The sequence below is a fragment of the Micromonospora deserti genome, from assembly GCF_003236335.1.
Classification (GTDB): domain Bacteria; phylum Actinomycetota; class Actinomycetes; order Mycobacteriales; family Micromonosporaceae; genus Micromonospora; species Micromonospora deserti.
Genome location: NZ_POUB01000199.1, coordinates 1 through 11,253, shown reverse-complemented (window position 1 = coordinate 11,253; position 11,253 = coordinate 1). Strand labels below are relative to the sequence as shown.

9 protein-coding genes and 3 pseudogenes are annotated in these 11,253 nt (G+C 71.9%); 6 read left to right on the top strand and 6 right to left on the bottom strand.

Features of this window, described 5'->3' with window-relative positions:
• A pseudogene (locus C1I99_RS34850) lies at window positions 1–185 on the top strand (IS630 family transposase); the annotation flags it as partial.
• A pseudogene (locus C1I99_RS23075) lies at window positions 186–591 on the top strand (MFS transporter); the annotation flags it as partial.
• Here C1I99_RS23075 and C1I99_RS23070 read toward each other — a convergent pair.
• From C1I99_RS23070 to C1I99_RS23045, 6 genes are read right to left on the bottom strand one after another with little or no spacing between them, the layout of a single operon-like run.
• A complete protein-coding gene (locus C1I99_RS23070) occupies window positions 592–1,776 on the bottom strand; it encodes an ABC transporter permease (protein ID WP_111136305.1) in 1,185 nt (394 codons plus the stop codon).
• Window positions 1,760–2,434 carry an ABC transporter ATP-binding protein gene (locus tag C1I99_RS23065; RefSeq protein WP_111136304.1) on the bottom strand — a complete coding sequence of 225 codons (675 nt, stop codon included), beginning with the start codon at window positions 2,432–2,434 and terminating at the stop codon, window positions 1,760–1,762. Before C1I99_RS23065 ends, C1I99_RS23070 begins: the two co-directional genes overlap by 17 nt.
• Entirely contained in the window at window positions 2,431–3,477 is a 1,047-nt protein-coding gene (locus C1I99_RS23060) for a peptidoglycan-binding protein (RefSeq protein ID WP_111136303.1), read from the bottom strand. Before C1I99_RS23060 ends, C1I99_RS23065 begins: the two co-directional genes overlap by 4 nt.
• The gene (locus C1I99_RS23055; protein ID WP_111136302.1) at window positions 3,474–4,070 is read right to left on the bottom strand and encodes a hypothetical protein; all 597 of its coding nucleotides are present in this window, start codon (window positions 4,068–4,070) and stop codon (window positions 3,474–3,476) included. The genes C1I99_RS23060 and C1I99_RS23055 overlap by 4 nt, the downstream gene beginning before the upstream one ends.
• Before the next feature lie 3 nt (window positions 4,071–4,073).
• Window positions 4,074–5,288: a sialidase family protein gene (locus C1I99_RS23050; RefSeq protein ID WP_111136301.1), complete on the bottom strand. Its 1,215-nt coding sequence runs from the start codon at window positions 5,286–5,288 to the stop codon at window positions 4,074–4,076.
• A complete protein-coding gene (locus C1I99_RS23045) occupies window positions 5,285–5,833 on the bottom strand; it encodes a SigE family RNA polymerase sigma factor (RefSeq protein ID WP_111136300.1) in 549 nt (182 codons plus the stop codon). Before C1I99_RS23045 ends, C1I99_RS23050 begins: the two co-directional genes overlap by 4 nt.
• 327 nt (window positions 5,834–6,160) lie before the next feature.
• Here C1I99_RS23045 and C1I99_RS23040 point away from each other — a divergent pair.
• From C1I99_RS23040 to C1I99_RS32870, 4 genes and pseudogenes are all read left to right on the top strand, one after another.
• Window positions 6,161–6,448, top strand: a pseudogene (locus C1I99_RS23040) (homoserine kinase); the annotation flags it as partial.
• 331 nt (window positions 6,449–6,779) lie between these two features.
• Complete coding sequence (locus tag C1I99_RS23035) at window positions 6,780–7,490, top strand: tyrosine-type recombinase/integrase (protein WP_158554098.1); 711 nt, start codon at window positions 6,780–6,782, stop codon at window positions 7,488–7,490.
• A gap of 90 nt (window positions 7,491–7,580) precedes the next feature.
• On the top strand, window positions 7,581–10,898 hold the full coding sequence (locus C1I99_RS23030; RefSeq protein ID WP_111136298.1) for a S8 family peptidase: 3,318 nt from the start codon (window positions 7,581–7,583) through the stop codon (window positions 10,896–10,898).
• Between the two features lie 91 nt (window positions 10,899–10,989).
• Window positions 10,990–11,130, top strand: a complete 141-nt coding sequence (locus tag C1I99_RS32870) for a hypothetical protein (protein WP_158554097.1) — start codon at window positions 10,990–10,992, stop codon at window positions 11,128–11,130.
• Window positions 11,131–11,253 lie beyond the last annotated feature (123 nt).

The following is an 11,253-nucleotide window of genomic DNA, read 5'->3' as shown; positions in this document are numbered from 1 at the left end:
AACGCATATGGGCCGTACTCAAACAACACATCGCCAACACCGCACCAGCGACCATCGCCGACCGGATACGACAAGCCCACGCCTTCCTCCGCGCCCGAAGCAACCAGCAGAACCTCACCACCACCGCGCCACGGACCTCACCCTGGCTCCCCGACGGTTACGGACAGAACTTCCGGCCAGGCGCTTTAGCGCTGTCCATGTCCGCGTACGGGCTGGCCTACATTGGCGTGGGCCGTGGCGCAGTGGTTTCCGCTGGTGCTGGCGCTCGTCTTCGCCGCCCACTGCGCCGGCGGCACCAACTGGATCCTGTCCAACTTCGCGCTCCAGGGCGGGGTGCCCGACCGCCTGCGCGGGCGCGTCTTCGCCGCCGACCTGATGCTCGCCACGCTGACCATCTCGCTGAGCCAGCTGGTCGTGGCGGCACTGGTCGACCACGTCGACGAGCGCGTGCTGCTCGCCGGGTGCGGGGCCGTCACCCTGATCTACGCGGTCGGGTGGTCACTCGCCACCCGCGGCCTACGCCGGGGCACTGAAGTTGATCAGGGAGCTTCTCCCGCGAGTCGTCGGCTCGCCGCGGAAGAAACTCCCTGATCAATTGGTGGCCAGCGCCTCGGTCGGAGACAGCCGGGCGGCCCGCATCGCGGGGTAGAGGCCGGCGGCCGCGCCGACCAGCAGAGTCACCCCGATGCCGGCCGCCATCGCCACCGGCGGTACGACGGTCGGCCAGCCCTGCAACGCGGCGTACCCGCCGGTGACCGCGCTGCCCAGCACGGTCCCGCCGACGCCGCCGAGCGCGGACAGCAGCAGCGCCTCGGCGAGGAACTGGCCGCGGATCTGCCGGCGGGTCGCCCCGAGGGAGCGGCGCAAACCGATCTCGCCGCGCCGTTCCAGCACCGAGATCACCATCGTGTTGGCGACGCCGACGCCGCCGACGAGCAGCGCCACCGCGCCCAGCCCGAGGAGCATGCCGCGCAGGGCCGTGTCGGTGGCCTGCTTGGCGGCGAGCGCGTCGGACGGCCGGGAAACGCTCACCTCGTCGGGAGCGGCCGGGTTGGCGGTGCGCCCGAGCACGCTCCGCACGGCGGTGACCTGGCTCTCCACCACCCGCACGTAGACGGTCGTGGGATGCCCGTCGAAGCCCAGGTACGTCGTGGCCGACTTCCATCCCACGAGCGCGGCGGAGTCGATCTCCGGTGCGAGAGGTACGGGATTCAGTACCCCGACTACGGAATACCACTGGCCGCCGAGCCATACCCGTACGCCCAGGCCGGGCACGTCCAGCCGGCGCGCCGCGGTGGCACCCAACACCACGCCGGGGTACGTCGCCGTTGCCGCGTTCAGCCACGATCCGCTGTGGACGGTCGCGCGCACGGTCTGCAGCAGCCCCGGCTCGGCGGCCAGGACGGCCACGCTCCCGGTCTGCCCCGTCGGGATGTGGTCGTTGCGGTACACCGACGCGGCGAGCTGGGCGGTGGCGCTGACCGACTCCACCGGCGCCACCCGGCCGACCATCGCGACCGCCTCCTTCGGCAGCGCGGCGTCCGCCCCGCCAGCGGTCTCGCCGGGCGCGACCTTCAGCAGGTTGGTGCCGAGCCGGTCCAGGGTGCGCTCCAGCTCGGCGCGGCTGGATGTGGAGATGCCGACCACCGCCAGCATCGCCGCGATGCCGATCGCGATGCCCAGCGCGGAGAGGACCACCCGCAACGGCCGGGTACGCAGGCCGCCGGCGCCGAGCCGGACCAGGTCCGCGGGGCTCAACCTAGCCGGCTTGATCACGTACCACGCTCCCGTCGTGCATCTCGACCTGGCGGGGGAGCGAGGTGGCGATCTGCCGGTCGTGGGTGATGACGACGACGGTGGTGCCCGCCGCGTGCAGGTCCCGCAGCAGCGCCATCACGCCGGTTCCGGAGGCCGAGTCGAGGTTGCCGGTGGGCTCGTCGGCGAGCAGCAGGGCCGGTTCGCCGACCACCGCGCGGGCAATGGCGACGCGCTGGCGCTCACCCCCGGACATCTCATGTGGACGATGGTTGACCCGGTGTCCGAGGCCGACGCGCTCCAGCGCCTCCGTCGCCTTGCGCCGCCGCTGCCGGCGGGGCACGCCGGCGTACAGCAGGCCATCGGCGACGTTGTCGAGCGCCGGTACGCCGGACGCGAGATGGAATTGCTGGAACACGAACCCGATCCGGCGGGCGCGCAGCGTGGACACGTCCCGATCGGAGAGCTTGGACACGTCGTACCCGTCGATGTGGACGGTGCCCGACGAGGGGCGGTCGAGCGTGCCGGCGAGATGCAGCATCGTCGACTTGCCCGAGCCGGATGGCCCGACGATGCCGGCCAGCTCGCCGTACCCGATGGTCAGGTCGACGTCGCGCAGGGCGTGCACCCCGCCGGGATACGTCTTCGACACCCGGTTCAGCTCGATGACGCCGCTCACTCGGGGATTCCCACGGTCGTACCCACGTCGAGCCCGTCGCCGGTCACCTCGACGCGGCCGTCGGCGAAGAGGCCGACCTTCACCGGCACGATCCGGGGCGAGCCGCCGGACACCACCTCCAGGCCGTACCCGCCCTCGGCCAGCGCCAGCAGGGCGGCGACCGGCACGGTGAGCACGTCCTTGCGCTGGCGGACGGTGTACTTCACGGTCACCGGCCCGCGTTCGATGGTGCCGAGCGCCTTCTGGTCGGCGATGGACACGGTCACGTCGACCGTCGGTGCGGTGTCCTCAGACGACGTCGGTGCCGCCGCTTCGTCCGCCACGGCGGCCACCTTGCCGGCGACGGACTTGCCGTCCGGCAGCGTCACCGTCACCGCCGTCCCCTTCGCGGCCCAGGCGGCCTCGTTGGCGCCGACCGGCACGGTGACGAGCCGGGTGCTGCCGGTGTACGACACGACGTCGGCGGCCGCGCTCGCCCCGACCCGGACCAGCCGCTCCGCGATGCGTACCGGGCCGGGGGCGTAGACGACCTGGTCCTTGTCGACGGTGCCGGTCTCGGTCCGGCCCAGCTCCTTCTGCCAGCGCTTGACGGCGGCCGTCGTGGCGGTCGAGAACGAATCGTCCACAGTGAACCCGTCGTAGCCGAGCGCGGACAGGTTGCGCTCGAACTGAAGGACATCCGGGCCGGTGAGCTTTTCGGTCAGCGGCCGGTACATCGGGAGCGGGCCGTAGAGGAGCACGACCGGCAGCTCGTCGGCGCGCAGCAGCGGGCTGCCGCGTCGTACCGTCGCACCCGGCTCGGGTAGCCAGGTCACCGTGCCGGCCGCGGTCGAGGCGAGCGGGACGGCCTTGCCGTAGCTCAGTTCCCCGGCCAGCGAGGCGGACTCGACGAGCGTCTCCCGGGTGACCGCGACCGTGGTCGCCGGCCCGGTACGGTCGGCCGCCGGCTTCTCCGTACCGCGGCCGCCGAGGCCGAGCGTCGCGGCGCCGGCCACCGCGACGGCGGCGGCCCCGAGGACCGCCGCCACCACCTTGCCTCTCATCCCTGGAACTTGAAGTTGGGGTCGTACGTCCCCTTCGGCCCCCCATGCCGCAGCGGCTCGCAAATCTGCATGGCCCGCTGGGTGGCTGCCTCCTCCTGCGGGTTCGTCTCGGCGTTGCCCCAGGATTGCGGGAAATTGCCGTTGGCGTCGGGGTCGGGGTAGTCCGGCACGCCCTCTTCGCGCATGCACTTCGCCAACGCGTGGCGGTTGGCGATCTGCTCTGGCGTGGGCGGCTCCTCCTTCGGCCGCAGCTCGGCGGGAATCTCCATCCGGAACTGCTGGCACGCCTCCTGCGCCGGAATGAACCGGCTGTCGGCCTTGAACTTCCTGTTGTCGTCGCCGCTGAGGTTGAACTGGCCCCTGGCGTCCGGGTCCGGGTAATTGAAGCCCTGCTCGCGCATGCACTTCACCCACTTGCGCTGGCCCTCGACATACTCGGCGAGGGTGCCGCTGCCGCTGCTCGGTGAGGCGGATGCGGCCGGCCCGCCGGTGGCCGCCGTAGCGACCGTCGGCTCGTCGCCGCCACCGCAGCCGGCCAGCATCAAGGACAGCGTGAACCCCGCCGCCACTATGGCGGCGCCCTTGCGGATCATTGGTTACCTTCCTGGAACGGGAACGGCCGACCAGTGCCGGCCGTCGATGGAGCCGTAGATGCTCTGTTCGGAGCCGTAGGTGAATGTGTAGAACCAGCCGTCCGCCGCGCGCCGTACGGGATAGACGGTCGCGGGCAGGCCGTCGAGCGCGATCGGTTGGTATCCAGAGCCGGTAAGCGCCCACCAGCGCACCTCGTCCAGACGCTCCCCGCGCACCATCTGGGCCAGCACGTGCGTGCCGTCCGCGGCGACGAACGAGTCGTTGCGGCTGTACTTGGTGTCCGTGGTGGCGACCAGTTCGGCTTTGCCGTCCGCCGGGACGCGGTAGATGGACCGGCTTCCGTCGTCGGAGTCGCCGACGACCACGTACGCCGTTTTCCCATCAGCGGTGGTGGTGATCCGCACCAAATCGCAGCCCTCGTCGCGTCCAGGCGGGTCCGCCAGCACCCGTATGGTCCAGTTGCGCCCGCCGTCGGTGCTCACCGAGGCGGCCGGCAGGCACGGCTTCCCCTCCGTCGTCCCGGCGACCCACAGGTGCCCTGCGGCGCTCTCCACCCGCTCGCTGAGCAGGAGGGAATCGGGCGGCGTGGCTAGCGGCGCAAACATCCTGGATTTTGGATCCACGACGTACAGCAGGCACCTTCCAGTGGTCTCTTCGATCGTCGTGCAGAGCACTGTCCCGCCGTCGGGCACTTCGGTGATGGGCCGGGACGCCTGCGTGGCCGCCGACCAGGTGCGCCCGCCGTCGACGCTGACCGCGATCGCCGCCTCCGGCTTGACCGCAACCAGCGTCTGCCGGTCGACGACGACGAGATCGATGATCTCCGTGGCGGTGCCGCGCTCCTGCCACGTCCGCCCGCCGTCGTCCGAGGCGACCAGGCGGACCAAGGCCTTGGCACATGGCCCACCGGGGCAATTCATATACGTCGCGTACAGGTGTGTGGCGTCGGCCGCGCCCACCCACTGCGCTGGCCCGCTCACGTCCGGCGCCGAATCCGGGGAGCCGCCCGGGGCGGGTGGCTCCCCGCCCGGGCGGGTCACGATCACACCACCCAGGCCCACGGCGACCACCAGGGCCACCGCGGCCAGCGCGCCCTTCACCAACCCATTTCGGGTACGCCGGCGGCGGCCGGCCGAATACACGTCGTCGGCGACGAGGTGGCTCGGCGGCGCCGGCCCCTCGGCCACCTCGTCGAACATCTCCCGCAGCCCGGTCATGCTGTCCCCTCCCGCACGCCCACCAGTTCGGCCGGCGGCTCGATCGCGTCGCCCAGGACGCGGCGAAGCGCGGCCAGCCCGCGGGCGGTCTGGCTCTTCACGGTCCCCTCGGAGCAGCCCAGGACGGCGGCCGTCTCCGCCACGTCGAGCCCTTGGTAGAACCTGCACACCAGGGTCACCCGCTGGCGCGGCGGCACCTGGCCCAGCGCCCGCTCGAAGAGCAGCCGGCGCGCCACCGACTCGGCCGCGTCGTCCACGCCGGCCAACTCCGGCAGTTCGGCGACCGTGCGCTCCCGGCGCCGCCAGACTCGACGGGTCTCGGCCAGGTACGCCCGCACCAGGCAGGTGCGCACGAACGCGTCGAGGGCCTGTGGATCCCGGATCCGCCGCCACGCGGTGGCAAGCCGGATGAAGGCGGCCTGGGTCAGGTCATCCGCCCAGTGCCAGTCGCCGCAGATCAGGTACGCCGTCCGCCGTACCTTCTCCCGGCGGGCGGCGAAGTACTCGGTGAACTGCCGCCGATCCTCGTCCTCGTCGCTGCGCATCCCGCTCCCTTCACTCCCAGGTGCGCATGGCGGGTGCGCAGGGTTGCACGGATCGCGAGAACTTTTTGGATCGACGGGCCGGCGCGGGCGCCCCGACCCAGCCCGACCTCACCCTCACCCTCACCCTCACCCGACCTGACCTCAAAAGGGCAGCCCTTTTGGGAGGGCACCGTGAACAGGGCTCCCGTATACCTGCCCACACGTGTATACGGGAGCCGTTTTGGGTCCGTTTTCCCAAAAAGGCTGCCCCTTTTGGGAAAACGCCGGGGCGGGTGGGGCGGTGCCCAGCGGAACGTACCTGGTCAGGGCGGCACTAGCATGGGCCCGATGGGCTTGACCTTCGTCCCCGGGGCGGTGCGCGTACGCGTGCCCGCGACCAGTGCCAACCTGGACCCCGGCATTGACGCGCTCGGCCTGGCCCTGGCGCTGTACGACGATGCTACGGCCTCGATCGCCCCGGATGGTTGCCGCGTCGAGGTGACCGGGGAGGGCGCCGGCGAGCTGCCCACCGACGCCTCCCACCTGGTGGTACGGGCGATGCTGGCGGGGTTCGACGAGATGGGTGGGCGACCGTCGGGGTTGGCCGTCGAGTGCGTCAACCGGATCCCGCAGGCGCTGCTGCAGGCATTCTTCACCGACTGGCTGATGACCCAATACGGCGCCAGCCCACACACCAACGCCTCCTACCGCGACACGCTACGACTGCTGCTCACCCACATGCACCAGCGCACCGGCACGCTGCCCGCTCACCTCGACCTGGCCGATCTGGACGCCGCGGATTCCTGCACGACCTGGAAACGGTGCGCGGCAACAGCATCGCCACCCGCAACACCCGACTCGCCGCGATCCACTCGCTGTCCGCTACGCCAGCCTGCACCGCACCCGAACACGCCGACCTGATCAGCCGGGTCCTGGCCATCCAACCAAACGCGCCACCACCACGATCGTGACCTTCCTCAACCCCGCCGAACTCGACGCGCTGCTGGCCGCACCCGACCAGACCACCTGGCACGGCCGCCGCGACCACGCCCTACTCGTCCTGACCGCGCAGACCGGCCTGCGCGTCGCGGAACTGACCGCGCTCACCACCAGGGACGTCTACCTGGGCGTCGGTGCGCACGTCTCCTGCCGCGGCAAAGGCCGCAAGGACCGCTGCACCCCGCTGACCGCACACACCGTCGCCGTCCTCACCAGCTGGCCCACCACACGCCGCCCGGCCGCCGCCGATCCGCTGTTCGCCACCCGCCGCGGCACTGCAATGTCCCACGACGCGGTCGCCCGCCTCGTCGCCAAACACGCCACCGCCCTCGGTCAAGAGATGAACCCGGGAAAGCCGCTGCATACCCGTCGTCGGCACGCTGCCGCCGCCGATCAACACACGCAACCGCGCCACGCCGGGCAACCCCTCATCGGCATCCAAAACGCCGGCCTACCCCCGACACGTCGGCATCCTCAGAGACGCCGAACAACCGTCGAGATCCAGTACACCTGCGTGGCCTACAACGGCGCCCAGGGGTGGGGCTACGAGCTGTACTACTACGGCAGGCTTCAGGGTCCGCCGCTGAACCGGGACGCGGTCGCGAACGACGCGACCCGTGGCACGAGCCAGGCGGTGGCGCAGGCCGCGCTGCCGGGGCTCCGGAGCGCCCTGCCGTAGCCAGTTTGGCCCAGGGCCGTGCAACGCGAGCCGGGGGCATCGGGCACTCATAGGTGACAGCTCGTTTCGACGACTTGCATCGGAGTGTCCATGCCCCTCTCGCGTACGTTCCGACGAGCCGCCGCCAGGCTGGCGGCCACCGGAGTGCTGGCGGCGACCGTGTTGCTGGTCGGCCCGGCACCCCCGTCCCCGCTCTCGGCGGCCGGGCGCGCGGTTTCCCCGGTGGCCGGAAAGACCGTCACGCTGGTGACCGGCGACCGGGTCGTGCTCGGCCCGTCCGGCCGGACCGTCCACATTGAACCGGGGCCGAACCGGGCCGGAGTCACGTTCACGACCCGGGAGTTCGACGGCCGCCTGGAGGTGCTGCCCAGCGACGCGAGCGCGCTGCTCGGCGCGGGCCGGCTGGACCGGCGCCTGTTCGACGTGACCGGCCTGGTCGAGATGGGGTACAACGACCAGCGCGACCTGTCGCTGATCGTCACCCACGGCGGCGGCAAGGCCGCGACCACGACCGCCCGGAGCAGGGCCGCCTCCGCCGGCACGGTGACCCGGGAGCTGCCGGTCATCGACGGGCTCGCCGTCCGCGTACCCAAGGAAAGTGCCACGCGGCTGTGGCGCGACCTCAGCGCGGGCCCGACCGCCAAGAGCCTGGCCGGCGGGGTCGAGAAGATCTGGCTCGACGCGAGGCGGCGTACCACATTGGACACCAGCGTGGGCCAGATCGGCGCGCCGACGGCCTGGGCCGGCGGGCACACCGGCGCCGGCGTGACGGTGGCCGTGGTCGACACCGGCGTCGACGACACCCACCCCGACCTGGCCGGCAAGGTGCGGGACCGGGTCAACCTGGTCGAGGGCGAGGACGACAAGGACAACTTCGGGCACGGCACGCACGTGGCGTCCACCATCGCCGGCAGCGGCGTGGCGTCAGAGGGCCGGTACCGGGGCGTCGCACCGGATGCCGCGCTGCTCGACGTGAAGGTGTGCGACGCCGGCGGCTGGTGCCCCGAGTCGTACACCCTGGCCGGCATGCAGTGGGCGGCCGAGCGGGGCGCCGACGTGGTGAACATGAGCCTCGGCTGGCCCGACGCGCCGGGCATGGACCTCCTCGAGGAGTCCGTCCAGGACCTGACCGCGCGGCACGGCACGCTGTTCGTGGTCGCGGCCGGCAACGAGTTCCGCGACCGTACGGTGTCCTCGCCGGCCAGCGCGCCCGCCGCGCTCGCCGTCGGCGCGGTCGACGACCAGAACGCGGTCGCCAACTTCTCCAGCCGCGGCCCGCGTCTCGGCGACTCCGGCCTCAAACCGGAGATCACCGCGCCGGGCGTCGACATCACGGCGGCGCGGGCGAACGAGGGCGGATACGTCACCATGCAGGGAACGTCGATGGCGACGCCGCACGTCACGGGCGCGGCGGCGATCCTCGCGGGCGTACACGCCGACTGGGGACCGGACCGGCTCAAGGCGGCGCTGATGAGCACGGCGACGCCCGGCCGGGCCGGGGTGTTCGCGCAGGGCGCCGGCCGGGTGGACGTCGCCGCGGCCAGCACCGCCCGGGTCACCGTCGACGAGGGCGGCGTCGGCTTCGGCCGCCAGCTCTGGCCGCACGCCGACGACCCGGTGCTCACCCGCACGGTCACCTATCGCAACCACGGTGACGCCCCGGTCTCGCTGGACCTGGCTGTCAACGCGGTCGACGGTTCCGGCGCGCCCCTGGACGCCGCCCTGTTCGCCGTCTCAACGGCCCGCCTGACCGTGCCGGCCGGCGGCACCGCCCAGGCCACCGTCACCGCCGACACCCGGACCGCCGTCCCCGACGGGTTCCTCGGCGGCTACCTGCGGGCGACCGCCGACGGCGTGACCGTGAGCACCCCGCTCGCGGTGGAAAAGGAGGTGGAGAGCTACGACATCGCGTTCACCGTCACCGACTTCGACGGTGCCGCGACCGCCAACCACGCGACCGGCGTGTACCGGGTGGACGGCGACGCCGCCACTTACTACAGCCACAGCGTGTTCGACGCCGGCGTCGGGCAGGACTCGTTCACCCTGCGGCTGCCCAAGGGCCGATGGGTGGTGCGCTCGTCGATCCTCGGCGCGGACGAGTCCACGTCGGCCGTGCTGATCCACCCGCGCCTCGACCTCGGCGCCGACCAGCAACTGTCCCTGGACGCCCGGCTCGGGCGCCCGGTCACGGTGTCGCTGCCGGACAAGGACGCCCGGCAGATGCACGGGTCCGCCGACATCCACGGCACCATCGCCACCGGCGAGGCCTACCAGTTCGGCTGGATCGGCGAAGACTTCGGCCGGTTGCGGTCCGCACAGCTCGGGCCGGACCAGGCGTACGACGGGGTCACATCCAAGGTCGACGGCACCTGGGCGGCCGCGGGCGCGGCGTACGACCTGGGCTTTCGGGTGCCGGGCCGCTACCCCACGGGGTTCACGCGGACGGTCGCCCGGGCGAGCCTGGTCGCCATCACCAACGAGTACGCCCAGCAGGTGCCGGGCAGCACCGGCTGGCAGTACAGCGCCAGCTTCCTGCCGGGCGTCGTGACGATGGAGTACGTGCGGCAGTTGCCGTTCGCACTGCCGTCCACTCAGGTCAAGTACGTCAACACGGACGGCGGGCTGCGCTGGGAGCACACGTTCTGGGAGGCGCACGAGGCGGGCCGGACCCTGCTGTGGTCGCCGGACTTGATCTCGTACCGTGCCGGCGGCCGCTACACCGAGAGCTGGAACGGGGCGGTGCACGGGCCGATCCTCGAAGGGGGCCTCGAACCGAACGAGGTCTCCGGCGTCAACCGGTTCGACGACGAGTTGTGGATCTTCCCCCGGCTGTACGCCGACTCGTCCGGCCACATCGGAACGTCCAGCGTGGACGACGTGACGGTGACCCTGCACCGCAACGGCGAGCCGGTCGCGCCCGATTTCGACGGCGGGCTGCTCCAGATCTTCGTGGTCCCGCCCGAGGAGGCCGCCTACCGCCTCGTGGTCGACGCCAAACGGAACGCGCCGGTCACGCTGTCGACGCGTACCCGGATGGAGTGGACGTTCCGCTCCGGCCACGTCGACGGGGATGTGGGGGCCCGGCTGTCGACCTCGGTGGTCCGGTTCACGCCGCGGCTGACCGCCGGCCAGAGCGCGCCCGCCGGGGTAACGTTCGAGATCCCGCTGACCGTGCAACGCCAGCCGGACTCGACCGCCAAACCCGTCCGGACGCTGTCGGTCGACGTGTCGTACGACGACGGGGCCACCTGGACGCCGGCCACCGTGCGCCGGCACGGCGAGCGCGGCGCCGCCACCGTGCGGCACCCGGCCGGCGCGGGGTACGTCTCGCTGCGCGCGACAGCGACGGACAAGGCCGGCAACACCGTCACCCAGACGGTGGTACGGGCGTACCGCCTCGCCCCCTGACGCCCGCGTAGGATCGAGGGCACGACGACGGGCTCTCCCGCCTGAGCCGCAGCTCAGGCGGGAGAGAGCGCCTCGACCACCGGGGGACGGGATGCCGCTGGAAAACCAGTACCGGCCGTCGGACTCGCCGTACATCCACCGGGTGTGGCGCAGCCGCGCCTCCGGGGTCGCGCGGATGACCTCGATCGCGACGTCGAACTGGGAACTCGTCTTCTGGGAGCACCACGGCTAGCTTGATCTTTAACCTGTGCGGCGGGGGCGGGGATTCGTGGTCTTCGTTTTCCTCGTGCCTGGCGGCTTGGCATCCTTTGTGGTCACGGTATGGACGTCGTAGCGCGGGGTGGGGTGACTGTTG

Bases quoted from the DNA above. Each gene is read 5' to 3' on its own strand.
- C1I99_RS23045 (WP_111136300.1), bottom strand. From the start codon at position 5,833: ATGCGCAGCGACGAGGACGAGGATCGGCGGCAGTTCACCGAGTACTTC.
- C1I99_RS23060 (WP_111136303.1), bottom strand. From the start codon at position 3,477: ATGAGAGGCAAGGTGGTGGCGGCGGTCCTCGGGGCCGCCGCCGTCGCG.
- C1I99_RS23030 (WP_111136298.1), top strand. From the start codon at position 7,581: ATGCCCCTCTCGCGTACGTTCCGACGAGCCGCCGCCAGGCTGGCGGCC.
- C1I99_RS32870 (WP_158554097.1), top strand. From the start codon at position 10,990: ATGCCGCTGGAAAACCAGTACCGGCCGTCGGACTCGCCGTACATCCAC.
- C1I99_RS23055 (WP_111136302.1), bottom strand. From the start codon at position 4,070: ATGATCCGCAAGGGCGCCGCCATAGTGGCGGCGGGGTTCACGCTGTCC.
- C1I99_RS23050 (WP_111136301.1), bottom strand. From the start codon at position 5,288: ATGACCGGGCTGCGGGAGATGTTCGACGAGGTGGCCGAGGGGCCGGCG.